The sequence below is a fragment of the Klebsiella sp. PL-2018 genome (genome assembly GCF_019048985.1).
GTDB classification, from domain to species: Bacteria; Pseudomonadota; Gammaproteobacteria; order Enterobacterales; family Enterobacteriaceae; genus Klebsiella; species Klebsiella michiganensis.
Genome location: NZ_CP077676.1, coordinates 25232 through 49332, shown reverse-complemented (window position 1 = coordinate 49332; position 24101 = coordinate 25232). Strand labels below are relative to the sequence as shown.

General features: G+C 54.8%; 35 protein-coding genes. 6 read left to right on the top strand and 29 right to left on the bottom strand.

Annotation, left to right across the window (positions count from 1 at the left end; translation table 11 throughout):
* From MKleb_RS29330 to MKleb_RS29270, 13 genes are all read right to left on the bottom strand, one after another.
* Positions 1-345: a type IV conjugative transfer system pilin TraA gene (locus MKleb_RS29330; protein WP_217077108.1), complete on the bottom strand. Its 345-nt coding sequence runs from the start codon at positions 343-345 to the stop codon at positions 1-3.
* A 104-nt stretch (positions 346-449) separates the two neighbouring features.
* Positions 450-893, bottom strand: a complete 444-nt coding sequence (locus MKleb_RS29325) for a hypothetical protein (RefSeq protein ID WP_217077106.1) — start codon at positions 891-893, stop codon at positions 450-452.
* Positions 894-907: 14 nt separating this feature from the next.
* A complete protein-coding gene (locus MKleb_RS29320) occupies positions 908-1366 on the bottom strand; it encodes a transcription termination/antitermination NusG family protein (RefSeq protein WP_217077104.1) in 459 nt (152 codons plus the stop codon).
* A gap of 733 nt (positions 1367-2099) precedes the next feature.
* Entirely contained in the window at positions 2100-2480 is a 381-nt protein-coding gene (locus MKleb_RS29315) for a relaxosome protein TraM (RefSeq protein ID WP_217077103.1), read from the bottom strand.
* Positions 2481-3083: 603 nt separating this feature from the next.
* Entirely contained in the window at positions 3084-3308 is a 225-nt protein-coding gene (locus MKleb_RS29310) for a hypothetical protein (RefSeq protein WP_217077102.1), read from the bottom strand.
* A 352-nt stretch (positions 3309-3660) separates the two neighbouring features.
* Positions 3661-3888: a hypothetical protein gene (locus MKleb_RS29305; RefSeq protein ID WP_217077101.1), complete on the bottom strand. Its 228-nt coding sequence runs from the start codon at positions 3886-3888 to the stop codon at positions 3661-3663.
* Between the two features lie 70 nt (positions 3889-3958).
* Positions 3959-4498 carry a hypothetical protein gene (locus MKleb_RS29300; RefSeq protein WP_217077100.1) on the bottom strand — a complete coding sequence of 180 codons (540 nt, stop codon included), beginning with the start codon at positions 4496-4498 and terminating at the stop codon, positions 3959-3961.
* 50 nt (positions 4499-4548) lie between these two features.
* Positions 4549-4779, bottom strand: a complete 231-nt coding sequence (locus MKleb_RS29295; RefSeq protein ID WP_217076854.1) for a CCDC81 family HU domain 1-containing protein — start codon at positions 4777-4779, stop codon at positions 4549-4551.
* Between the two features lie 91 nt (positions 4780-4870).
* On the bottom strand, positions 4871-5290 hold the full coding sequence (locus MKleb_RS30085) for a DUF905 family protein (protein WP_228740829.1): 420 nt from the start codon (positions 5288-5290) through the stop codon (positions 4871-4873).
* A gap of 730 nt (positions 5291-6020) precedes the next feature.
* Positions 6021-6962 (bottom strand): Rpn family recombination-promoting nuclease/putative transposase, encoded by a 942-nt coding sequence (locus MKleb_RS29285; RefSeq protein ID WP_217077099.1) that lies wholly within the window; start codon positions 6960-6962, stop codon positions 6021-6023.
* 70 nt (positions 6963-7032) lie between these two features.
* Positions 7033-7908: a DUF4942 domain-containing protein gene (locus tag MKleb_RS29280; protein ID WP_217077098.1), complete on the bottom strand. Its 876-nt coding sequence runs from the start codon at positions 7906-7908 to the stop codon at positions 7033-7035.
* Positions 7909-7959: 51 nt separating this feature from the next.
* Positions 7960-8190 carry a DUF4496 domain-containing protein gene (locus MKleb_RS29275; protein WP_217077096.1) on the bottom strand — a complete coding sequence of 77 codons (231 nt, stop codon included), beginning with the start codon at positions 8188-8190 and terminating at the stop codon, positions 7960-7962.
* Positions 8191-8279: 89 nt separating this feature from the next.
* Positions 8280-8507 (bottom strand): hypothetical protein, encoded by a 228-nt coding sequence (locus MKleb_RS29270; protein WP_217076859.1) that lies wholly within the window; start codon positions 8505-8507, stop codon positions 8280-8282.
* 383 nt (positions 8508-8890) lie between these two features.
* Here MKleb_RS29270 and MKleb_RS29265 point away from each other — a divergent pair, with 383 nt between their 5' ends.
* Positions 8891-9043: a hypothetical protein gene (locus MKleb_RS29265; RefSeq protein WP_217077094.1), complete on the top strand. Its 153-nt coding sequence runs from the start codon at positions 8891-8893 to the stop codon at positions 9041-9043.
* A gap of 284 nt (positions 9044-9327) precedes the next feature.
* Here MKleb_RS29265 and MKleb_RS29260 read toward each other — a convergent pair whose 3' ends face one another.
* The 13 genes from MKleb_RS29260 to MKleb_RS29200 all read right to left on the bottom strand — a co-directional run bounded on the left by MKleb_RS29260 (position 9328) and on the right by MKleb_RS29200 (position 18394).
* A complete protein-coding gene (locus tag MKleb_RS29260; protein WP_217077091.1) occupies positions 9328-9507 on the bottom strand; it encodes a hypothetical protein in 180 nt (59 codons plus the stop codon).
* Positions 9508-9549: 42 nt separating this feature from the next.
* Positions 9550-10062: an antirestriction protein ArdA gene (locus MKleb_RS29255; protein ID WP_217077088.1), complete on the bottom strand. Its 513-nt coding sequence runs from the start codon at positions 10060-10062 to the stop codon at positions 9550-9552.
* A gap of 380 nt (positions 10063-10442) precedes the next feature.
* On the bottom strand, positions 10443-10703 hold the full coding sequence (locus MKleb_RS29250) for a DNA polymerase III subunit theta (RefSeq protein WP_217077179.1): 261 nt from the start codon (positions 10701-10703) through the stop codon (positions 10443-10445).
* The gene (locus MKleb_RS29245; protein ID WP_217077177.1) at positions 10704-10931 is read right to left on the bottom strand and encodes a hypothetical protein; all 228 of its coding nucleotides are present in this window, start codon (positions 10929-10931) and stop codon (positions 10704-10706) included.
* A gap of 38 nt (positions 10932-10969) precedes the next feature.
* Positions 10970-11488, bottom strand: a complete 519-nt coding sequence (locus MKleb_RS29240; RefSeq protein WP_217077175.1) for a plasmid SOS inhibition protein A — start codon at positions 11486-11488, stop codon at positions 10970-10972.
* The gene (psiB, locus tag MKleb_RS29235) at positions 11482-11916 is read right to left on the bottom strand and encodes a conjugation system SOS inhibitor PsiB (RefSeq protein ID WP_217077174.1); all 435 of its coding nucleotides are present in this window, start codon (positions 11914-11916) and stop codon (positions 11482-11484) included. Before psiB ends, MKleb_RS29240 begins: the two co-directional genes overlap by 7 nt.
* 59 nt (positions 11917-11975) lie before the next feature.
* The gene (locus MKleb_RS29230) at positions 11976-14033 is read right to left on the bottom strand and encodes a ParB/RepB/Spo0J family partition protein (protein ID WP_217077173.1); all 2058 of its coding nucleotides are present in this window, start codon (positions 14031-14033) and stop codon (positions 11976-11978) included.
* 866 nt (positions 14034-14899) lie between these two features.
* Positions 14900-15298 (bottom strand): DUF1380 family protein, encoded by a 399-nt coding sequence (locus MKleb_RS29225; protein WP_217077172.1) that lies wholly within the window; start codon positions 15296-15298, stop codon positions 14900-14902.
* A gap of 55 nt (positions 15299-15353) precedes the next feature.
* Positions 15354-15785 carry an antirestriction protein gene (locus tag MKleb_RS29220; protein WP_217077171.1) on the bottom strand — a complete coding sequence of 144 codons (432 nt, stop codon included), beginning with the start codon at positions 15783-15785 and terminating at the stop codon, positions 15354-15356.
* A gap of 417 nt (positions 15786-16202) precedes the next feature.
* Positions 16203-16967, bottom strand: a complete 765-nt coding sequence (locus tag MKleb_RS29215; RefSeq protein WP_217077170.1) for a hypothetical protein — start codon at positions 16965-16967, stop codon at positions 16203-16205.
* 48 nt (positions 16968-17015) lie between these two features.
* The gene (locus tag MKleb_RS29210; RefSeq protein ID WP_217077169.1) at positions 17016-17426 is read right to left on the bottom strand and encodes a DUF1380 family protein; all 411 of its coding nucleotides are present in this window, start codon (positions 17424-17426) and stop codon (positions 17016-17018) included.
* Between the two features lie 45 nt (positions 17427-17471).
* Entirely contained in the window at positions 17472-17693 is a 222-nt protein-coding gene (locus MKleb_RS29205) for a hypothetical protein (RefSeq protein WP_217076874.1), read from the bottom strand.
* Positions 17693-18394, bottom strand: coding sequence for a DNA methylase (locus MKleb_RS29200; RefSeq protein ID WP_217076875.1), 702 nt, complete (start codon positions 18392-18394; stop codon positions 17693-17695). The genes MKleb_RS29205 and MKleb_RS29200 overlap by 1 nt, the downstream gene beginning before the upstream one ends.
* Positions 18395-18882: 488 nt before the next feature.
* On the opposite strand from MKleb_RS29200, the gene MKleb_RS29195 reads away from it, so the two are divergent.
* The 5 genes from MKleb_RS29195 (at position 18883) to MKleb_RS29175 (ending at position 22460) form a co-directional block, all read left to right on the top strand.
* Positions 18883-19125, top strand: coding sequence for a DinI-like family protein (locus tag MKleb_RS29195; protein ID WP_217077168.1), 243 nt, complete (start codon positions 18883-18885; stop codon positions 19123-19125).
* Positions 19126-19184: 59 nt separating this feature from the next.
* Complete coding sequence (gene umuD, locus MKleb_RS29190; protein WP_217076967.1) at positions 19185-19568, top strand: translesion error-prone DNA polymerase V autoproteolytic subunit; 384 nt, start codon at positions 19185-19187, stop codon at positions 19566-19568.
* 12 nt (positions 19569-19580) lie between these two features.
* On the top strand, positions 19581-20852 hold the full coding sequence (locus tag MKleb_RS29185) for a Y-family DNA polymerase (RefSeq protein WP_217077167.1): 1272 nt from the start codon (positions 19581-19583) through the stop codon (positions 20850-20852).
* 256 nt (positions 20853-21108) lie between these two features.
* The gene (gene parM, locus MKleb_RS29180; protein ID WP_217077165.1) at positions 21109-22068 is read left to right on the top strand and encodes a plasmid segregation protein ParM domain-containing protein; all 960 of its coding nucleotides are present in this window, start codon (positions 21109-21111) and stop codon (positions 22066-22068) included.
* Positions 22069-22070: 2 nt separating this feature from the next.
* The gene (locus MKleb_RS29175; protein ID WP_217077164.1) at positions 22071-22460 is read left to right on the top strand and encodes a plasmid partitioning/stability family protein; all 390 of its coding nucleotides are present in this window, start codon (positions 22071-22073) and stop codon (positions 22458-22460) included.
* A gap of 27 nt (positions 22461-22487) precedes the next feature.
* Here the strand turns inward: MKleb_RS29175 and MKleb_RS29170 are convergent, their stop codons facing one another.
* From MKleb_RS29170 to MKleb_RS29160, 3 genes are all read right to left on the bottom strand, one after another.
* Complete coding sequence (locus tag MKleb_RS29170; RefSeq protein WP_217077163.1) at positions 22488-23009, bottom strand: hypothetical protein; 522 nt, start codon at positions 23007-23009, stop codon at positions 22488-22490.
* 180 nt (positions 23010-23189) lie between these two features.
* Complete coding sequence (locus MKleb_RS29165; RefSeq protein ID WP_217077162.1) at positions 23190-23783, bottom strand: DUF2913 family protein; 594 nt, start codon at positions 23781-23783, stop codon at positions 23190-23192.
* Complete coding sequence (locus tag MKleb_RS29160; protein WP_267460485.1) at positions 23767-24042, bottom strand: ProQ/FINO family protein; 276 nt, start codon at positions 24040-24042, stop codon at positions 23767-23769. Before MKleb_RS29160 ends, MKleb_RS29165 begins: the two co-directional genes overlap by 17 nt.
* Positions 24043-24101: the final 59 nt, after the last annotated feature.

Here is a 24101-nt window from a genome sequence, read left to right as displayed (position 1 = left end):
TTATTTGCCGATGATGGAGTAGCAGATATTGATGAAGATAGACAGGGCAACAATGCCGCCCAGCACTTTCAGGTTACGGGTCGCGATATAACCAAAAATCGCCGACAACACTTCCAGCATTAAGAGCCACTGCATAACGGAGGAGTCTTTCCCCACCGTATCGTTCACCGCGGCTTTCCCGGCTTTGAGCAGGTCGTCCGCATAACTGGCATTCCCCATCACCAGAAACAGCGCCGCCGTAAGAAACGCCATGACGCCAAAATAGACCACCGCAGGACGGCGCATGACGCGCTGCCAGACAGTCGGTTTATTCAGTGACGCTTCGGTGTTTAAAACCATAGACATGATTATTTCCTCAAAATAAAAAACATTGCTCTGGCATGACCCATTCATACCAGACTCATGGTTTTTATCGGCGGCACGCCGCTATTAACGTGCCGCCGTAGGCATTACGGTTTGATTGGGCGGAATGTATTCGGGTGATACTTTGCAAATAACAGGCCGCGTAATTCACGGGAGCAACGGCGAACCAGCAATTCCAGAATAACGTCGCCGGTAATTTCCCGGGATAACCCCATGACCTGATTCAGCCTGACGGTAATATTGTTCAGTATCCGGGAAGATTCCGCGTCAAGGTCGACATTCATTTTGACGGTGGCAGGATTTTCATTCTCGCTTTGCTGAACTTTATAATGCATCTGGTCAAGGCTATATAACCCGCCAAGGCAATGCGTCAGTAAAACAGAAAAAGCATCGCTGACCGTCAGTCCCGTTCCGTTAACCGGACCGCAGCGATAATTCACTTCAGAGACAATAGAGAAAATCTTTTCATAAATAACCAGCCCGATACGGGCTGTCCTCCCGACCTCCGGGGGAAGCAGGTTTACGTTCATTATATGTCCTTAATTCAGGATGCGAGTTGCACATTACGGGAAGCGAGATAATTAAGCAGCGCATAATTTCGCTTTAACGGGTCGTCCAGCAGGAGTACTTCAGCAAATTCGTGTGGGATGGAATGAATACCATCCGGTAATTCATATTCTTTTTGTTCAACAGTTCGTATCTGACAAATAATGTCTTCCGATATCGCCTGCGGCTCATTGCCGAAAGAAACAAACCGTCGGGTATGCTGGAAGCGAGTTATCTGCGTTGTATGCAGGATATTAAAATCCAGACGAATAAAAAGATAACCCGGAAACAGTGGTGATATACGCCGGTTATAGCTTTTTACCCGTCCTGCACGCTGATGTAATGTGAGCTGCATCGGGCAGTACCATTCAGCCTGCAAACTGTCGAGATAGCGAAAAACTGTTTTATACCGTACCGCACAGAACTCAAGCACATACCACTGCGCGGTGGTACTCATTATTGTTCCTGTCACCCTGTCACCTCAATACTCTTTCTCTTGCCGTAATATCAGGTCGCCGGGAGGCCCCATGCGATAACATGCGTTTATAAGTAATGCCATGGGAATTGCTTATTTTCTCCGCGCGGGGAGGTTGCGCGAAAATTTTCAAAAAAAACGCTTTAATTGATAAAAATCAGTTTTTGGCGTGCTGCAAAAGGTTGGTTTTTTAGCGCCACCCGCACTCTCACCTCAAATGATCCAATTTTTTGGAAAATTCGATGAATTGCCGTGCTTTTGCCAGTTTTTATAAAACTACCAGACTAAAGAGTACCAGCACAGACGACTGGCTTCAACACGACAGGCAGATCTTTCGATCGTATTTCAAAAAAAAATCCGTGGTTTAAACTGGTTTAAGCGCCTCAATCAACCCTAAAACGCTATTTAACACTAAAAAAGGCAATACATATGATCGAGGGAGGGGGATTGGGTAGATCTTTCTTCCAAAAATCACAAAAAAAATGCACTCAGGAATGCAATAAAGCATCTGCGTTGATAAAAACGATCGGAATCAATGAGTTAGGAAACCAGCTAAGGAAATAGACAGTCAGAGTGAACGAAACTGGACTGCAGGCTCGAGAGAATGCCGAGAGGGAAATACTAACTAAGGTATGAAAATATAGAGAAAGCGTAATAAATATTTATATATTGAGAACCGTTAAGGAAGGAATTCCTCCCTTAACGAATGAATACTTTAGCCTATATCGGAGTCTGCATTCCTTTGTATCTGCTCCTTGATAGCATAGTAGTTAACTTTAGAAGTGAGTTTCGATGGGTCTATCACAAACTGAAGCAGTGTTTGCGCAAAAGCCTCCGTACGATGTATCCCTTTGCGTATTTCTATTAATGATTCACGCTCGTCATTGTTGTTACCATTTTCAACGCCACTGTCTTCATCGCCTGAAGATTTCTTATTCTGCGCCTCCCACAAGATAAGCCCCATATCGATTAATTTCGCTGCAACAGATGAAATGTTAGCTTCACTGCGTGTTGCACCATCTTGCACAAGGTCATTAACGATATCTTCGATTTTTTTGTAATTCCCTGAAGGGACAAAACTCTGGATTCTTGGCATTTTTCTTTACCCTTTCCGTAGTAGGATTGTACTATGAAAATACACACAACCCACACTTTCAGCCTTGCTTGTTTTTTAAGCAGTGAATGTATCGGCAGCAATAGAGTATAGTTATACTATATTGGAAGAATATAGCGCACAAGTAGAGTATAAACATACTCTAACCACCCAAAAACACTCACTAACCCATTGTTATTAAAGGCATAGTATAACCAGAGTATAGGTATACTCTAATTAGAGTATACCTATTGATTGGAAATTATACATATTTCACAACATCAGCATGTATCTCATTGTTTTAAAACACATCTTGCAGGATTTTCAATCCTGCGTAAGGTGTCTTGATAGAGCAACCAAAAGACGGCAAAGAACACAGCCCACTCTGCTGCCCGTTTTTATATATACAAGCCATGCGTTGTACCGCGATAAAATAGCCAGCCATCGGCGTCTGAGGTCGTTTTAATCACAAACCGATGACATCCTTCAAAATACAGAAATAACGCCACAGTTCTTCACACGGGCGAAATAGAAACATTAGGTAAGACACATACAGCAACACCCTGGTTGCGACGAAAAAAAAACCGCCCCCGAAGGGGCGGCTTTTTAGAGTATTTCTGATTTAAGCCACTGAGAATATTGTCGATAGCGCAAACGCACCTTTATATCTGGTCGCACCATGCTAAATCTGCACAGCTCCGTATTACAGATAAAACCCTGTGCATTAGTCCAACGGAGCAGGATCTCTCTCCCACAATAAATAATTTGAAACCTGACGCCGCCGTTCGCCAGCTCCTGAGCAACAAGCCGTTTAAAATCTTTACGCTTCATCTATGCCTCCCGAAAGGCAAAACATTTGTTTCTTTTTTTCCGGCTCCGAACCGAGGGACATAAACGATGCCAGGAGAGCGTTATTTACAGCGGTGTCGTTAAAACATAGAATCGTGATGGCTGGCATATGAGTTTCCTGAATTAAAGTGTGTCAGCGGGGCGGGACTGTTGGCGCAGTTCCGTCCGTTTATTAAATATCGCGCGGCGTTTAATTACCGTGCGCATTGAGAAAAGCGTCAGCGGGGAAACTAACCAAGCGGGATAAGTGGCAACATAAAACCGCGCCACTCATGTCAGATTGATTAAATTCATGCGCACAACAATCTGCACGCATAAGGTAACAGTGACGAAACTATTTTTTACCAAACATTCCGTGTTTACTGATTAGCAGGAAACCAACGGTTATCATTCCACCGGAGTAAACAATAATTTTCCCTGCCAGTGGCAACGGGAAAATCCGGGCAAACGGGATAATATAAGATGCAATATCCAGCACCGCCCCTGCAAACAGAAGACCCATTACCCACGCCAGAGATAAAAGCATCATCTTTTGTGCCGTCCTCACTATTTTTCTTTTCACTCACCCCCCTCGTTTGATTCATTACCGGGCGGCATCCTGTGTTATTAACATGCCGCCCGGTAATCTTACATCATAGATCAGTATCTGCCTGGCAATACCTCAAAGGATAATGCCCGTTCTCCCATAAATTTTGCGCCGTCCTTTTTAACCACATCAGCATATCGTCACCATAAAAAGCGCGACGATTCTCCTGATAATAAAAAGGCTGCCAGCTTGCCAGTCGCTGATATTCTGTCATGCCGTCATATTCGCAGCGACTGATGTGCTCGCGCTCTACAATCAGGCTGTCTATTTCTGCATTCAGAATATTTGCAAAGGTATGCAGGTCATTTTCCAGTGCGGCATCAATTGTCAGACCGGAAAACATTTCTGCCGCATAAAGTAACTGATACACATCATTGATGGTTTTGCTTAACGGGCAGGTTATTGCGCCGGGATAGTCCGGGCTGTCAAAGACCAGGCTGACCGCTGCAATCATTTGTTTGGTTTCGCTGACCAGTATTTCTTTATCCGCTCCGGTCTGGTAGCGAAAAATAACCTGGCTAATTTTCGTTTTCAGCGCCTCGGCTTTTTCCTGCGCCGCCTGCTCCGATATTGTATTGTGAACCATATATTCTGCCTCGCTGTTATTGCCGCCCCTTTACAGAGCGGCTCACCTTGTTAGTTAAATGCGCGTTTCAGTTCCAGCGTGCGGAGCACCTGACCAAAATCAGCGTTTTTCATGGCGGGAATATGCACCCCGTTTCCCTTGCGAATACGCCGGGCAATGTGTCGCCCGAACGCTTTTAACGAGGGGTCAATCTGCGGGGCGGGAATATCATCGCGAGGGATGCGGGTATGACGGCGGGGCTTTACAGCCTCATCCGAAGGTGCAAGAATAATCGGTGTCATTTCTATGACTCCTTTATGGTGGTTAGTAGTCGTAAAAACCGTTGCCATCGGCTTTTACGGCGTGGATTAAGCAGGGTTTACCCTGCTTTTTTCATCTCTGCGGTTTACGTTCTGTGTCGTTTACCTCCTGCTTTGCCGGAATCCCTTTCTGCTCCAGATAGCGGTTAATTTTTTCACCGCCACCCGCTTCAAAGTTCCATGCTCTGTCCATCAGCATTCCATCGGGATAACGAACCGCCACCCTGAAATGCGTTGTCTGGTCGTCCTCGATAAAGGCGTTTTCCCACGCATCTGCGACAGCTTCTGCTTCCCTGCGACTGAAATTGCTGGCTGACAAAAAGGGCATGGGCCTGACTGGGTCACGCATCGCTTTCTCCTGGTTTTTAAAGAACATCACCCGTTGAGTTTCTTTCGCTGCGGTGTTGACGTTTTGGGGGTGACTGGCGGTCTGTTCCGGGTTGTGAACCTCACCCGTTTGAGAACCTTCGCCGCAAAGGGAAAGAACGGACACGGCCCGGTGCAGGTGTCCGGTACGGCGGCGACATTATTTGCCGGGTTTTCGGCAAAAAATGTTGACGGCGAGCTTTAGCGGTACTGGACAGCCAGGCGGGTTGTGGCGGGATATTCCCGGGCGAAGGGGCTTAAACGGTGAAAGGGCGCACGGAACAGCAGGGCAGGCACCCCGGCAACGACGAGACGCGGCGAGCGAAACGGCGTTGCGCCTTACATCCCGGCGCTTTTTCCGGGATGCGACAAGCGCAGGTTACGGCGCGTAAAGGGGCGGCGACTCCGCTGGCGGAGTCTGCAAGCCTGCCGTTGACGTCAGACATCAGACACTAGCCGACAGGCCCGAAACCGTGAGCGGGTTCGGCGGAGCTTACCGCGTCATTTCGCGGTTAGCGGAGTGTGGCTTGACGACCGGACGCCTCGCGGCCGGGAGCCGAAGGTGTCCCCGGGTTGGTGTTGTTTGTCAGTACAGGTAACAGAAGAACGACAGCAGGAAGAAGAACAGCAAGCACAACAGCAGGAATAAGCATCAACGCATCAGTACAGGGTGACTCTTTGCCTGAGATAAGCAGCATGACAGAGGTAAGGGTGACAGTGGCGGCGCGTCAGCGCAGCAACGTCACCGCGCCGCAGGCGGTTTTGGGGCAGTGTTATCGGAACGTGAGGGCAATGCCAGGGCGGCATAGTCCGGGGGATAAAAGAAAACCGCACCATTGCTGGCGCGGTCTGTGGGGTTAGTGCTTCAGAGATTCGATTTTTTCAATCGGCAATCCGGTAATGCGCGAGACTGCATCAGGCGAAAAATTCTCTTGCAGCATAGTCCGCGCGATATTCTCGGCGGCTTCCTGGCTGCCCTTCTGGATGCCCTTCTGGATGCCCTTCTGGATGCCCTTCTGCTCGCCCTGCTCAATCAGTTGTTCGGCCCACGTCATCAGTTCCCCCTCGCGCTGTGGCGCTTTGTGTCTGAGTTCTTCAATAAACAGGCGAACATCTGTTTTATCCTGCCCGTTCCAGAAAATATAGTGCATTATTGCGTTGAATTGCTCCCCTGTCAGCAGGGGTTTCAGTATCAGCCGCGCGATTTCGTCGATAAGCTCCATCATGTCACGGCTTCGGATATGCTTCATCACCAGTGACAGCAGCGCCACGCTCCTGTGCTGCATCAGCTCTTCATCCGGTATCACCGTCACATCGGCCAGCGGAAAATCACGGCTGTAGACTTCCCCCGCCAGTTCCGGCTGGTCAAAACAGGCCAGCCAGTTCATCGGGTACGGATGCGGCGACGGTTGCCCCGCGTAGAATAACAGCGGTATCACTACCGGCACCGTTTTACTCTTGTGCTGCGTGATATGCTGCTGCATCGCGGCGATAGCATACCTCATCAACCGGAAGGCGATGAGGGGGTCTGCGCTGCTCTGGTGCTCCACGGTCACGTATATGTAGCCGCTTTCGCCGCCGTCGATGTTCACCCGGTACAGAATATCGCTGTAGTACGCTTTCAGGTCTGGCTCGATGAACGAACCGGGCTGTAGTTGCAGCGTGTTCAGGTCGCAGCGCTCGCGCCACTGTGCCGGAAGATGGGCTTCCAGCAGGTCGCGTATCGCGGCAGGGTCGCTCATCACGGCCTTGAATACCCGGTCATGATGGCTGATTTTGTGTTGCTTCTTCTCTGGCATGGTTCGCCTCTCTCTGCGTTCTGCCGTCAGGGTAACAGAAAGCGGGGTTTCCCGCTTTCTGCCCGTACTGTCAGACAACCGGCGGCAGCGCCCCCGGATAATGCCGCGCGATGATGTCGTTCACCTTTTCCACCAGGTCGGGGCGCGTAAACGTGATATGCGCGGAGCCTTTTTTGTAGGCGCGGATCGAGAAATACTCGCATGTAAACACCGCGCCCACGCTCGCCGCGCCCCCCTGACTGATAAACGCGCTAAAATTCGCCCCCTCGGAGATCCGGTTATCCGGCACGTTTTTTCCGTCCAGAATCCAGAACGGACGCGCCAGATCGTCGATCCGGTTCTGTGCATACGTGCGCACGGAAAAATACAGCCCGCGATGATTGTCGAGAACGCCGTCAATGATGATGCGCTTACCGAGCAAACATGGGTTATGCGTTTTGTAGTCCCATGACAGATTGCGGAAGACGTCGATCACGCCTTGTTCAAACGTGTCTCCCTTGCTGGCGTTAAGCTGGCGAAACGTGGCGATCACATTGTCCAGGGTGATTTCCGGGCAGTCGTTGCTGTATAACTGCGCATCCCATTCCTTGCGCTGCGCCTCGCTCATGAGCGTAAACATGCCCGTGTCATTCATCAGTCGCGTCCAGATATCACGGTCGGCATAGAGATGTACGCTCCGCTTTAAAGCCGCCTCCCGCGTGGCGCTGCGGTCGGCTGACAGGCTGCGCTCGATGATTTCTGTCATGCCGGAGATCCACCCTCTCCCCGATGCTTCAAAGAACATTTTCTGCGCCTCGCGTAGCCGTTCGATAGCCTCCAGAAACATCGTCACGCCGCTGTTACGCTGCGCGACAATGCGCTCTACCGGAAGGGAAGGGATAACCTCCCCTGCGCTGTTGTGGGGCTGTAAATCAACGGTAATCGCCTCTGCTGTGGCCTGTGTCATGTGCTTTTCCCTCCTGCTGTTGCCGCCCCTTTTTCGGAGCGGCTCACCCTGTTAGTTAAATGCGCGTTTCAGTTCCAGCGTGCGGAGTACCTGACCAAAATCGGCGTTTTTCATGGCGGGAATATGCACCCCGTTCCCCTTGCGAATGCGTTTTGCGATGTGTCGCCCGAACGCCTTTAATGACGGGTCAATCAGCGGTGCGGGAATATCATCCCGAGGGATGCGGGTCTGACGGCGGGGCTTTACAGCCTCATCGGAAGGTGTAAGAATATTATCAATCATGAGTGACCTCTTTTGATTGTTGGATAGCCGCAAAAACCGTTCCTAGCGATTTTTACGGCGTGATTTAAGCAGGGTTTACCCTGCTTTTTTCATTTCTGCGCGTTGTGTTCTGCTTCTTCTGCCTCCTTTTGCACTTTGTCGGTAATGTCTTCGGGGTCGCCTAAAAACCAGCCGCGAACGGGGTTGTAACGTTCAGTGAATGCCTTTATCGCCCCCTTTCCGGTCATGGCCTTTACGCGGGTAAACATCGGTAAAACGCCCTTTGCATCGCATCCGGTAAACGCAATCTGATAAACACGCATCGCCTGTGTCTGCATTTCGCTTTCTCCTGTTTTTTAAAGAACATCACCCGTTGAGTTTCTTTCGCTGCGGTGTTGACGTTTTGGGGGTGACTGGCGGTCTGTTTCGGGTTGTGAACCTCACCCGTTTGAGAACCTTCGCCGCAAAGGGAAAGAACGGACACGGCCCGGTGCAGGTGTCCGGTACGGCGACGACATTATTTGCCGGGTTTTCGGCAAAAAATGTGGGCGGCGAGTGTCAGCGGTACTGGACAGCCAGGCGGGTTGTGGCGGGATATTCCCGGGCGAAGGGGCTTAAACGGTGAAAGGGCGCACGGAACAGCAGGGCAGGCACCCCGGCAACGACGAGACGCGGCGAGCGAAACGGCGTTGCGCCTTACGTCCCGGCGATTTTTGCCGGGATGCGTCAAGCGCAGGCCACGGCGCGTAAAGGGGCGGCGACGCCGCTGGCGGCGTCTGCAAGCCTGCCCTTGCGTCAGGATGGAAACCCGCTGCCCGGCGGTTTACCGCAGGGCCGGGCGGAGACAGCGAAGCTGGCTCAGTGCGAAGCATGACAGCCGACAGGACGCCCGACTGTGGCTTTTTGCAGAGTGGAGGAAGCAAAACATCCATAGACAGAACAGTATCTACACCATCAGCATCAGCATCAGCAGTATGAATACTCTCACCAGGAACAAACTCTCCCACCCGCCACTCTGAACAATGCCCTTTTCCACTACCACACCTCCTCCATGCGTGAGCGGTGCGACAGCACCGCCCTCGCGGTGCCGCAGGCACCCCGGGGTTTTCGGCGGGCTGACAGGCGGCCTCCACCGCCCGTGTCGTTACCGGCTCCGCTTCAGCACTGCCGGATATACTGGCCCCCGATATACAGCGCGGGCTGATGTTTCAGGTACTCGCAGATATCATCCAGCACCTGTGCGGTTGTGAGGGGGGAAAGTCCGGCCTCTTTACGCGCCGCATTAATCATCTGCCGGTAGTGACGCAAAATCTCGCGGCTGTAGGGTGTGAGTGTCATATGTCCTCCGGTATCTGGCGGGGCTGCGCCCCGCCCTGTGGGTTAAGCACCAAACACGTAGCCATCAACCAGTGTCAGGTCACCCAGGAACAGGTCACGCCCGTAGGCGGAATAATCAAAATAGTCGCGCATGTCCTCCGGCATCCCGTCCAGCAGACCGTGCTCCTCGACGTAGTTCATCGCGTACGCTTCCTCGCAGGTGGTTTCCCCGCGGTATGCGTCGTCAAATTCGTCAAAGTCAGTGCATCCGGTCAGTTTCGTCCAGACCACATAGGCCCCCGCCTTTCCGGCCTCGCTGGCCTCCCTGAAGCCCTCAACAAAAGACCAGTCAACAGAACATTCCGACGCGAACGCATCAGGGATACCCTCGATATCCTGAAACATCAGCTCGGGGTCGGGTTCGTTTGCATGAAGGGCGCGACAGGCGGCGTAAAAACTGGCCTCGTCGTCGTAATCGGTGAGCGTAAGCCATGCACCGGCAATGCTCCCGCAGTTGTATTTGTGGTACGTGCCGACATACACGGCTGGCTGTGTCACGGTGGTGGTGGTGTTCATCGCGGTATCCTCGCTGTCAGAGTGAACGGAACCGGCTTTCGCCGTGCCGACACAACAACCCGACGAACAGCGAAAAATACCAGGGCGCACCCGCAGGCCGTCAGCCGGAAAACACGGAGACTGGCCGCACGGTTATCCTGCGAAAACTGAGCGGGATAACGACGGCAGGACAGGCGAGGAACATCAAAAAAAATCACGGCGGACGGGCGAGGACGGCGGCGACAGCGTACCCTTGTAATTTTTGCGGTCGGGTTAGCGTGAAGGCACGGCGAATGCCGCAGGCGCACGGAGCGGGCAGGCTGAAGAGGGTAAAGGGGCGACACGCCCCGGGAGAAAGCGGAGCCGCTGCGGGACGCAGGCGACATCCGTATTGTGCGGATTTACTGCCCGGTGTCGGGCTTTTCGTCCGGCTTCAGGTACACCAGGTCACTGCCCCGTGGCAGCGTGGTGCTGATGTTGCGGTAGTGTGCGAGCCGCTCCTGAAACAAAGGCCACTGACTCGGCGGGAACTGGCGCATCTCCATTTCCACCGCCACGGGCTTGCCCATACGCTCCAGATACGCCACGGCGGCTACCGCTTTGTCCATATCCACCTGCTTTCGTTCCTCGTCCGGCAGTTGCGCCAGATTCCATTTCGACATTCAGTCTTCCCCCTTCCGCTGCCTTGCCGGGACGGTGAACAACACCGAACCCTCAAGATAATGCACCACCCTGACAACCCTGCGCAGCCCTTCACCCGCCCGGCGGGGCTTTATCTGGTCGCCCACGGACACCGGGTTATGAAAACGTGCGGTGTGTTCTTCATCCCACACCGGAGCCAGCCCTTCCTCTGCCACCACGTAGCGATACCGCCTGCAAAAAATCCCCATCGCCACCTCCCCTGAAATCTATCTGAATCCTGTCATTATCATGCCACATCACGCAGCCGCTGCGGCGGCGCGGGCGGGGTATATTTCACCCAGCGCATCGCGGCAACGCCAGCCGCATCGGGCTGGCCCTCCTGCCACTGCGCGAGCATCTCTGCAAGGTCATCCGGGCTGACCCGGTGCAGCCAGTGCTTCACCTCACCCCGCAGGGTGTGCGGTGAAGCAGAGCAGATGGCAACAGCCGCACGGGCAGCTTCCTCCTGACGATACAGTCGCGCCACCACACTGCGTTTTTCCGGTCGGTGTGCGCAGGTGTGGTACGGCAGCCGGTTATGCGTCACCGGTCTTTCCGGCAGCAGCACCCCGGGAAACAGCATCAGGCGCTCCGCATCCGTCAGCGGACTGAGACAGAGCTTCCCCTGGCTGGCGAAGGCCACGGAGAGAGCATATTTCCACGCCACAACGGGGTTTTCCTGTCGCCCCCGGCGAACGGGCGGCGCGGTTTTTCCGCCTGACCGCCCCGCAAGGCGGCGGACGCAGGCCGCGAGCCACATCACCATGTCACCACCTCCCCGAGTTCATCGGCTATCGCGTGCGCACTGCGCCCGTCACGCAGCATCGCGTCCACCTGCTCCAGCAGGTCAGACAGCGAATCGGGGTAAAATTCGGCGGCGGCGTGCAGCACCCGCACCCGCTGCGCCGGATGCGCCTGTATCACGAGTACCCATAGCGGGCTGACGTCCCCCGGACTGCATAAACTGAGCGTCAGCGGTTTATCGAGGTCAGGCGTCAGGCGGCAATGAACCGGAAAAATTCCGCCAAACTCGCTTTGCCACTCTCCGGCAATATGCCAGTTAAAGGGGATGTTCAGGTCAGCTATCACGCAGTCGGTCATGCGCTGGCGCTCCGGCAGACCACGGTCGCGCAGGGCTTCCAGTTCATCGGGAGTCATCTGGTTGAGGGCTTCGGTGGAAAACAGAATATTCATGGCAGATTCCTTACTGCCAGCCCCGCAGGGCTGGCGTGTGGGTTTATTATTATTCGCCGTCAGGCGGCCTGTTCCGCGTTCGGGGCGGCATCATTTGCTGCATCATTTGCGGCTTCGTCTGTCGCTGAGGTGTTTTCCGCTGTCGCCGTGCCCCCTTCGCGGCGCACCATCCAGTCAGGCAGCCAGTTCAGGGCGGCGGCTTCCCGTTCGGTACGGGCGGCGGCGGTGTCTTTCTTCATATCCAGCACCTCCCGCGCCGCTGTTTCATTCCCCATCTCTGCCAGTGTCGCAGAAAGCTGTTTTTTGTTCAGCTTGCGGAAATAACTGTCGGCGGTCGGTGTCCACCATTCGCGCAGGTCAAAGTCCATCGCCGCTTCCACGCGGTCGAGACTGTGGCCTCGGGCGCTGATTTTTTCCTCCAGCCCGTCGAGCGCGTGAGCCGTGCAGTATGCCAGCAGGGCATGAATCTCCGCATCGCTGCGCGCCAGCAGCCAGGTGAAGTCGGTTTTCCAGTTCTCCGGCAGGGTCGCCGCCAGCGCCGCCCGTTGCGCCATGAGCGCCTGATACGCTTTCCCGTCCTCGCCGCTGAGGGCGTGGTCGGTGAGCAGGTAATGACGGGCATCAGTGTGAACCCGTACCGGACTGTTGCTGCTGTAGCAGGAGAACACGCCGAGGCAGAGCGTCCACGTCATAAGCGCCAGCGCCACCCGTGGCTGCTGTACCAGCGCCGCCTGTGCGGCAAAGGTACGCTCACTGGTCATGCTGCGAATGAGCGAGGCCGGAAGCGTATCGTTCAGGCAGACGCTTTCCGCACCCTCCGCGCTGCCAGCGTTTTCGCCCGTTTCAGGCGTACCGTCTGCATTATCTTCATCCTGCGCGGTTTCCGGCAGGTCGCTGTTACGCACCACCCCGCGCCGGATATTGACGCCGCCGCGCCCGAAGGACACCACCACGCCAGCCAGCACCCGTGCATCGTCTGACCAGCCCCGCGCCGTGGCAATCGCCTGAATCTGCGCGATTTCATCGCTGATTTTTGCCGCTTCCTCGCCATCATCGACGGAAAGCGCATCCAGAGCCTCTGCCAGTTCGTCCAGTCGGGCGCTTTCCTCGTCGGTGTAATCTTCCTCCGGAACGGGCAGCAGGGTGTATTCTGCACCGTCCTCGCCATAAAGTCCGACAGGCGTCAGTCGCCCCATACTCCAGTGCCAGCCTTCGTCCTGCGCCACCTGCACGGCGATACCGTCCAGCTTCTGCACCAGTACCTGCTCCAGCAGGACTTTATCGACGAAACCGCCCTCGTTCTGGCTGAACAGGTCGCGGCGTACCTCGCCTCCGGCAGCAAGATAATCAGCCTCCCCGACAATATCCCACATACGGTTATTCTGCGTGGACACCTCGCTTTCGGTGATAAGGCGGCGCAGCTTCTCCGCGCTCACGCCTGAGCCGAAGTTCTCACGGGCGCTCTGCCAGACCACCACCTGCCGCTGCGGGTCGATTTCCAGCGCCAGCGCCTGACACTGCTCAAGGGTAAGTTCATCCTTTGCCAGTCCGTCCAGCAGTTCAGGGGCAAGCGAGGCCAGACGTAATCCGCGCTGGACGTGGCGCGAGGTGTAGCCGAGCAAATCCCCGATTTGCTCCGGCGTTTTCCCCTCGCTGGCAAGGGTGCGGAAGGCGATAATCTGCTCTGCGGGGTGCATGGCGCGGCGCTGCTCGTTCTCGATAATCGAGGCCACCACCGCCAGCTCGTCGTCCACCACCTTCACCGCCACCGGATAGTCGGCGTGAATATGCCCTTCCTCAACCAGCAGTTGCAGGGCGGTCATGCGGCGTCCCCCTGCGGCCACGCCGAGCTTTCCGTCCGGCATCGCGTGAACAATCAGGTTCTGCAACAGCCCCACTTTCAGCAGCGAGTCGGCCAGTTCGCGCACACTCTCTTTTGTGTACGGCAGGGTGCGGACGTTTTTCGGGGTCCTCACCAGTTGCGACAGCGGCGGGTATTGCACCTGCACGGCATCGAGGGCGGCTTTCAGCATCGCTTCGGCGGCGCTGGCTTTTTTGCGGGTTTTCTGAGACTGGCGGGTTTTCGCGGTATCACTGTTTTTCGCTGTGGTGTTCATAGGGACTTCTCCTGTTTTAAAAAATCATCACCCGTTGAGTTACGGTCGTCGCGGTGTTGACGTTCTGCGGGAAAGCACCGGACCGGCTGGCCCGTGAAATCTTCACCCGCTTGAGAACTGCCGCCGCAGGGGCGGTCACACCACGGCACGGGGCGGGCGTCCGGGCCTGGCGGAACAGTTTTTGTCGGCCTTTCGGCAAAAAGTTTTTCGCCAGCGCCTGCGTTGCCTGGATGCCCGGAACGGGTTGTGGTGGACTTTGTCCCCGGTGGAAGGGCTTAAACGGGGAAAGACACGAAGGCAGAAGGGAAGACTTCCCGCTGCCACGGCGAGGCGCGGCGAGCGTAACGGCGGGGCGCCTTACAGCCCGGCGCCGTCTGCCGGGGTGCAGTAAGCGCAGGCCACGGCGCGGAAAGGGGCGGCGATGCCGCTTGCGGCGTCTGCAAGCCTGCCCTTGCGTCAGGGATGGACACCCGCTGCCCGGCGGTTTACCGCAGGGCCGGGCCGTGACAGCGAAGCTGGCCCGGTGCGCAGCATGACAGCCCGCCCGGACGCCAGCTGTCATATTCCGTTGCCCGTTCATCTCAACAGGCAAAAGAAGAACAGCAGGAGCAGGAACAGGAACAGGAACAGGAAGACGAATAATGACAGCATCAGCATCAGCATCAGCATGAATATCTCTACAAAACACCAGACAGACCCGATACCGAATCGACGCTTCCGATGACACCTCCCCCGGACACACCGGACGGCCGCCAGCGGCGCGTCAGCGCAGCCGCTGGCGGCAGGCCCGTGGCCTGCGGCATGGTTTTTTCGCGCACGAACAGACGGCAACGGGATAACACCGCCCACGCGGGGCGGCGCTCCGGTCAGGCAGACGGCGAATCCAGCACAAGTTGCAGCGTGTCCAGCGCCGCTTTTGCGGCTCCGCTTTCGTCGTCGATATAGTCCAGTCCGGTGCGGATAGCCGGAAGCAGGGCGCGGAGTTCGTTTTCGGGGATGCCTATGTGACGTGGTGCGCGTTCGGCGGCAATCTGGCGCAGTTCCCCTGTCACAAACTCCTGACTGATACCGTAGCGATACAGAATATCGCAGTCGGCTTCCCCGATAGCCTGAAGCACACGCTCTGCCTCGGCGGCGGTGGGGTTGTACTCCGCGCCTGCCTCGAGCACGTCCTCCTCCGTCCAGGTGATGATGGCCATTTTTTCGTGGTTTTCATGCTGTTTCAGCAGTTCAATGCAGATTTCGCTGACGGTTCCGTACATCATTTTTTGCTCCGGTTGTGTTTTCGTTAGGCGGGGCGCGTCGCGCCCCGTGCGGGTATCAGTCAAGGGCGCGGTAAATGGCGCTGGCCTCGCGGTGGGTGGCAGCAAAGGCCATGAGTTGCTCGTAGCGGTTCACATAGTGGCGGCTGGCCTCCTGCTGGTCGTGGTGGCTGTGCATCCATGCGCGATGGTTAAGCACCATTGCGGTGATGAAAATGCCTGCCGCATCGCCGGACATTTCCCCCTCAAACCAGTTGTCGGGGTTGTTGACAACAACGCGCTCGTCTTCCAGCGCAAGGTAGCCCGCCCCCTCTGGTAACTGGTTAAATGTCCATTCACCGCCGCAATAGTCGCGCAGGTACTTTTGGGCATAGGCATAAATGCAGGCTTCGGCCTTCACGTAGTCCGCGCCAAACAGCACGGGGAGAAAATCGAACAGCGCAGACGGGCGAACAGGCGTTGCGGTGGTAGCAGACTGAGCATGTAACATAATGAGCCTCCGGCTTAACATGAGAAGCGACACCGGGCGGTGCCGTGACTCCAGACAAGACGGGCGGTCAGTCACGAATGCAGGGGCGCAAGGGAAGCCGCAGCCTGACGCGCACGGCGGACGGGAGTTGCAGGGGGAGTCCGCGCCCGCGCGGGCGAGCAACCGGAAAATCACGGCGGACGGGAAGGAGGGACCGGGTGACTGCCGCGTTCATTTCACCCTTGCATTCTTGACAGCCCGGCTACGATGGAGTCACGGCAACGGCCGCACACGCACGGGGCAGGCAAAGGGCGTTTATCACCACAAGGCCCGGCGACCGGCGGGCCGGGTAATGCGGAGCCGCCCGGCGACGTCCTTATTGCCTGTTCTCATCCCGGACCGGTAAAGTCTGGGAAGGGGCTTCCCTTCCCCGTGCGTTTATTCTTCCAGCGCCAGTCCGTTGCGCACGCCGATAATCATGTTTTTCAGCGCGGCGCGGTCGAACCAGCGACGGGCCGGATCGCCCGGAATAATCAGCGTATGCGCCAGGAACCCCTCGGCCTCGATCTCCTCCTCGCGCTCGTTAACCAGCGTCAGCAATACCGGGCAATAGCGGGCGCCGCGCACCAGTACCGCATCCAGCACGGCATCCAGACGATCCGTGTCAGTGACGGGCGGCCAGTCGTCGTCGTACTCATCAGCGAGGAGTCGCCAGTCACCCAACCAGCGTTCCATCAGTCGCGGCGTGGCGGACGGTTTCAGGGCCGCTGCAAGGCGGTGCGCGTCCTGTCTGGCAATGCTGCAAATCGTGTCAATGCTGCTTCTGAGGAAGGCCAGCAGATCGTCGCACTCCGCACGGGTCAGCCATTCTTCGGCAAACGGCAGATGCAGGGTCATCGCGTCAGCCAGACGCTCCGGGGGCGCATCGCGTTTCGCGGGGTACAGATGCAGCCGGGCAGGGGTTCCCGCCAGTCGCCGGGCGCTGGCAGTCAGCAGTTCCGCCTTGCCGAACGTCAGCGGCTGGCAAAGGTGCGTGACCAGCGTCAGAATTTGCGCGGCATCGAGCGAGCCGCAGGCAACGAGCCAGCCGGGCATGTTTTCGGGCGCGATCTGCATCATGCTGATTTTTTGCGGCCAGCCCGCATCCTGTAGCATCCGGTCGCCGTGGCGCAGGATCAGCGCGTTCAGTGTGTCGTTTCTCATGGTGATTTTCCTTCGGTGAGTGCCCCGCCGTTCAGCGGGGCGGTTGGGTTAAGCGGCGATTTCGTTTTCCAGCCAGGCAATATCTTTCTGAGCGTCCGCAACGCTCGGGTAGTGCTTTTGCACAAGGGGCCACGCCTGCGTGTCTTCCCCGCTGACAGCCCTTGCGGCAATATCCGTGATACGCGCCAGCGTATCGGCGGGGACGCTCACGCGCGGGGTATCGCCCTGAATCCCGGCATACAGCGCCTGAACGGTGCGGAATGACACACCTTCTTCGGTATGTTCCCCCGTTCCCGTGCGTCCGATAAGCGCCAGCAGGGTGTCCGCTTCGGCTTCCGTCATACATTCCACTTGCGCCATCACGTCCTCTCTCGTCCAGACCAGCAGGGCATAGCGTTCGTCATTGCCAAACATGCGTTTGAGCTTTTTGTTCAGTTCTTTACGGGTTCCGTACAGCATGATTTTTTCTCCGTTTTTCGGTGGGGCGGGGTCGCCGCCCGGGGTTCAGTCTCTGAATGATTCGTCGAGTAACAGGGCGATATTGAATGCCTCGTCCATCAGGACGCTGATACGGCGAAGGCTCACGCCAGCCAGCCGCTCCGGCAGCCCGTCATGCTGGTAGTGGTACGTGTCTTCCAGCACTTTCAGAGTCGTTTTCAGGTCGCACATGTTGTTGGCCAGTCCGGCCATGTCGCGGCGCAATGCCTCGTGTCCGTCGTAGTTCATCACGCGGCCTCCGGCAGATATTCGTCGTTCGCCGCCGGGGTGTTCACGGCGCGGCGCATCGCGGCCAGGCGTTCGGCACCTTTTCGGTGGTACTGCTCCAGCATTTCAATGCCGATGTAGCGGCGTCCGGCACGGAAGGCGGCGACGCAGGTCGAACCGCTCCCGGCAAACGGGTCGAGCACAATCGCGTTCGGCGCACTGAATGACTCAATCAGCGGCTGTAACGCCTCCACGGGTTTCTGGGTGGGGTGAAGCGGGTTGCCGGTATACGGGAACGGCATCACATCCGGCAGCGGGTTAAGCGGCGGGGTCGGGCGGCCTTTCGCCATCAGATACGCCCCTTCATGGCAGTAGTTCACGAATCCCCGGCGTCCGTTGGCGCTGCGGCGGTTCGAGCTGTAGTCTTTGGTGAACACAATCTGGCCCACCGCATAGAAGCCCGCCGCTTTCCACGCCGCCATAAAGCGGTCAACGCGGTTCCAGCCGTAGAAGCTGACCATCAGGGCATCTTTTTTGAGGACGCGGTACATCTCCTGCGTGGCAGGCTCCAGCCACTCGTCGGTGACGTCCCCGGCAATCTGGCGGCCTGAGCGGTCTTTAAAGCCCACAAGGTACGGCGGGTCGGTGACGATAAGGTCCACGGCGCGGTCGGGGAATCCACGCATCACGTCAATACAATTTCCTAGAATGAATCTGGACATAGCAGCACTCCTGTAGTCTGAGGGGAGCAGGAGGCATCACCGCGATACCGTTCCCTGCCGCACGCTGCCTGTTCATCGCGGCCGGTCGCGGGTCAGGCCGACCGTGGAATACCGAGTCGTCGGCCTTATGACGGCGAGGATATGCCGCGAAAGCGGCTTGAAGGGCGTTCCTTAAAGGGCGAGGGGCTGACGTACACTCTCAACGACGCCGGGCCTGAGCAGAAAATACCGCCCGCCCCGTACAGGGCCGGACGCGAGATACTGGCAGCGGGTGGCAGGCAGACATATCCACAAAATGCGGGGAAAAAACGGCGACAACCCTGTGGACAACCTCCATTGATCGGATCGAGGACGGGCCTGACAAGTGCCGCAGGCCTGCGGGATCGGCATGGTTATTTCCTGACCAGACGAAAGATCCGGCAGATTGACAGCGGGAAGCGCTATGCGTATCTTCGCTGTATATCCATACAGTTATTTGCGGAGTGCTTATGTTACAGATTTCTGTCCGTTTCTCCCCGGCCCAGGTCAAAGCCATGCCCACCGGCACCTTTGCTGCTCTGCAGCAGGAAATTGAGCGCCGCCTGACGCCACAACACCCGAAGCTGTGGCTGAATATCGGCAAAGGCTCCGACAGCAGCCTGAACGTCAGCGGCGCACGCAATGACCGCGAGAAGGCGGATGTGATGGAAACGCTCGAAGCTATCTGGCAGGAAGACAGCTGGTTGCCATGAAAAACGAACCCGTTTTCCCCCGGTCACAGCTGCAGGCCTGTTCCGCATCACCCACGCCGATGGCCATCCCGTTTTTTGCTGACACCTGCCCGGCCGGATTCCCGAGTCCGGCCGGGGATTACGTCGAGCAGGAGCTGGATTTGAACAGCCTGTGCATCCGGCATCCGTCAGCCACCTACTTCCTCCGCGCCAGCGGGGAAAGCATGCGCGACCTCGGCCTGTATGACGGCGACATTCTGATTGTGGACCGGGCGGAAACAGCAGAGGAAGGCGATGTCGTCATCGCCGAAATGGACGGCGGGTTTACGGTGAAGCGCCTGCGGCTACGTCCGCGACCGGCGCTGGAGCCGATGAACCCGGCCTTTCCGACGCTGTACCCGGACACGCTCACGCTGTTCGGCGTGGTGACGCATTTCCTTCATCGCACCCGGTCACGCCTGTAGTCCGGAGAAAACATGTTTGCCCTTGCTGACGTCAACAGTTTCTATGCCTCCTGCGAGAAGGTGTTTCGCCCCGACCTGCGGGACAGGCCGGTCATCGTCCTCAGCAACAATGACGGCTGCGTGATTGCCCGCAGCGCGGAGGCGAAGGCCCTCGGCATTCCGATGGGCGAACCGTGGTTCAGGCTGAAGGCGACGGCAGAACGCCTGGGGATTGTGGTCTTCTCCAGCAACTATTCGCTGTACCATTCGATGTCTGAGCGCGTCATGCGCTGCCTGGAAGCGCTCTCCCCCCGCGTTGAGCAGTACAGTATTGACGAAATGTTTCTGGACGTCGCAGGCATCGACAACTGTATTTCCTTCGAGGACTTCGGGCGCCAGCTGCGGGAGCACATTCAACGGCATACTGCTCTGACTATCGGTGTCGGAATGGGTCCCACCAAAACCCTGGCGAAAAGCGCACAATGGGCCTCGAAGCAGTGGAAACAGTTCGGCGGCGTGCTGGCGCTGACCACCGGCAATCCCCGGCGAACGCAAAAGCTGCTCTCGCTGCAGCCGGTGGAAGAAATCTGGGGCGTCGGCCGGAAGTTATCTAAAAAGCTGCACACGATGGGTATCATCACCGCCCTGCAGCTGGCGCAGACGCATCCGGCGTTTGTCCGCAAGAATTTCAGCGTGGTTCTCGAGCGCACGGTACGCGAGCTTAACGGGGAAAGCTGCATCAGCCTGGAAGAAGCACCGCCGGCAAAGCAGCAAATCGTCTGCAGCCGGAGTTTTGGTGAACGCATCACAGAGTATGATGCGATGCGACAAGCGGTCTGCCTGTACGCAGAGCGTGCGGCGGAGAAGCTGCGGGGCGAACGGCAGCACTGCCGGCATATCGGTGTGTTTGTGAAAACGTCGCCGTTCGCCGCGAATGAACCTTACTACGGCAACATAGCCAGCGAAGGTCTGCCGGTGCCGACGAAAGATACGCGGGATATTATTGCCGCCGCCGTCCGCTCACTGAACCGCATCTGGGTCCCCGGTCATCGCTACGCCAAAGCGGGCGTGATGCTGAACGACTTCACGCCAACGGGGGTATCGCAACTGAGCCTGTTTGACGATGTGCAGCCCCGCGCTAACTGCGAAGCGCTGATGAGAGCCGTCGACGGCATCAATCACTCGGGTCTGGGGAAGGTCTGGTTTGCGGGCCGGGGCATTACCCCGGAGTGGCAGATGAAGCGGGAGATGCTTTCGCCTGCCTATACGACGAACTGGAAATGCCTTCCTTCGGCAAGGTTTTAATTATTTCTGACCGTTCCGAACCAAGAATTACTACAATTTCAGAGATAGTCGCACAAAGTGCCTTGCCATCAAAGGGCGCCCCCAAAAGAGAACAAACACAGCTCAATATGAGTCATGGGCGCGCAAAAGCTTGCGAGATACCTCATTTTGCTCCATAATATCACTCCATGTTGAGCACAAAAAGCCCCCTAAACGGATCATCTGCGTTAAGATACTCATTTAGGTTTTGTTTATTTCCCAATTTGAGGCGCTATTAATGTTAAAAATTTCCTGTGATGATGGTTCTACCAACGTGAAACTGGCGTGGGAAGTGAGTGGTGAGATTAAAACATTCATTTCCGGGAACAGTTTTAAAGAAGGGTGGAGCGCTGGGATTCTCGGCAGTTCTCCGGTTTATAATTATATAGTAGATGGCAAAAAATACTCTTATGACAAAGGAAGCATTGCTACGTTAGGAACCACACATGTCAGCTATCAGTACAGCACTACCAACCTGCTCGCCATCCATCATGCGCTGCTAACTTCTGGTTTAGCCCCTCAAGATATCGAGATCACGGTTACCCTACCTATTACTGAATTTTTCGACCAGGACAATCAACCTAACGAAAAAAAGATTGAGGCTAAGAAGAAAAATGTTCTTAGAACAATATCACTCAATAAAGGTGATGTATTCAGCATCAAAAAAGTAAATGTAATGCCTGAATCTATACCTGCTGTGTATACCTCCTTAATGAATGATGGGGTAACACATCTGGAACGGAGCCTTATCATTGATCTGGGTGGCACTACCGCAGACTTTGGACTAATCATCGGTGCATTTGATTCAATATCTGAAGTTAAGGGAAATGCTGAGATAGGAACATCCAGAATCACAAAATCCGTAATGCAGGAACTTGCAAACGCATCAACACCAAGCAATTACTATGTGGCAGATGAGTTAATTAAAAATAGAGATAATCACGATTTTTTAAATGCGTTAATTAATGATGAAGCAGGGATTGAGAGAGTACTAGGCGCCATCCAGCGTGAGTCGAAATCACTTGCAGAAAGCATCCAGAATGAAATAATGACTTTTGCTAGTATCAACAGAATTTATCTTGCCGGAGGTGGTGCTGAGTTAATATATCCCTTCATCAAAGAAATGAATCCGCAATATAAGGTACAGAAAATAGAGGACCCTCAATTTGCATTAGCTAAAGCAATGGTTAAGGCTTAACTATGGATAATAAAAGAAAGAAGATTATTGCTTACTTGCATCCGGATTTATATCCACAAGATGCTTTATCTCAAGAATATATTCAAAGTTTACCTACCCAAACAAGGGGGGAATTCTATAGGCAGGCAATAATATGCGGGGCCGTCTTGAGCACTATAGATACCAGATTACCTAGCTTGCTCAGTTCCTTATATAGCAAGAATATTAAAGCCGAAGATTTAGTTAAAATCATTGAGCAGGTCACAGGGTATAAGTCACAATCTGTTGATTTGTCGAAACTTGAAGCGTTATTGAATGCAATAACGTCGAACACTGAAAACAATACAATTGCAGCTATTGAAAGCTCACCGCAAGAGCAACCAGCATCCAAACTTACAGCCTTCAAACGCTGACTATAGAGCCTCTACAAAGAGGCTTTATCATAATGGAAATTCGAACATTTTCTCTATAGATTTAATGCATTGTATGTTATATCTTTCGATATTTTTTTTACAACTTGTTAGTCTGCATTTATGCTCATTTATCACACCACTAAAAAAATCTGGATTTTTTAAGTAAGTTAAAATCATCGCCGAAATTTCACAAAACTTTCTCATCTCGTTAAAATATAAGGTGACTTCTGTCCCACTGTTTATATTCCATCTTTCGCAGGCTAAGAGTTTTCGTTTTAAGGTGAGAGTTTTCAATGAATACAATCTGACTGATGATTCAATGTAAGCTAAATCTTCACCTCTACATACATCTATATATAAGCGAATTAAGGCCGCAAACACGTCATCACTTTCAACCATCAAAGCTACAACGTAATTATACCCATCCTCATTTTTCTTTTGCTGAAACCAGTTACTCGTTTTCTTGTATGCACGATAAGCAATAAACAATGTCCCTGCCGCTGCTATTGCGCTTGTCAATGCAGCCAGAGCAGTAATAAACTCGTACACCTTAGACTCACGAAAAACCACCCATAAGAAAGTTAGTGTTGCGATGACAAAAAGAATAAAGATAGTACTAACCAATAATATATTGACACGCCTGCACTTTTCGCTGGGACTTTTGCACATATTCACGTTATTCCTAATATAAAACTAAACTTTTGTGTTAATGCGGCTTCATTTAAGATATTAAATATAAGCCACAGCTAAAATGTAAGTGCTCAAAAAATATTTCTCATCTTCAGATTTTACTGTCCAGCCACAGGATTCAAATAACTCATTGATACCGTCGACATTTCCGGTAATGCGTACCTTCAGTGGCGCGAGGAGCTTTCCGTTAGTGTCAAAACCGTTATCAATGCTACTGCGCAGGGCGTAAATGCCGTTAATGCCGGCATTCAGCTTCACCGCATAGCGACCCGTCCACTCGCGGTCGGTCAGCAGGTTATAAACCCAGCCAGCATCTTTGGCGAGCTCGAAGGCATACGTCAGGCGGAACAGGTCATTCTGTTCCGCAATATCGCCATGGCAGGAGCGCCAGAGATAATCCAGCTTCTCCGGCAGCCGGGCTTTCATGCCGAGAGTTCGGCCCTGTCCGAGCAACCATTCGATATCCGGGGTGACGCTGCGGGGAAAGCGGCGCTGTTTCAGCGCGGTGGACAGCCAGCGGACCAGAAACAGATTTTCCTGCGAGACGGACTGTACAATGCCGTCCCGCTTAGCCAGCGCCAGGGCGACGAGGCCACACCATGCCAGGTCTCCGGCTTTATTCAGCTGTGACATTATTCTGCTTCTCCCTTGCATCCAGTCTGGCTTTGATGCGCTTCACCTGGAGGCGGGCATATGCCGCTTCCTTTGCCGTGACGACACCTGCTGGTTCACCGTAGATATCGTAGCGGGTTTCCCCTTCTCTCACGCAGCGCTGATACCGGAGTCCCCGGACTACCCGTATGACGGCCTGTATCCACTGTCCGAACGTCATTCCGCAGTCCGGGTTGGCTTCGATGTACGCCTTCGCCTGCTCTTTGATACCCACCTTCATGGGACGGAGATTCCCTTTATCAAATTCAGGCCACAGGGCGGGGAATGTTCTGACAAAAA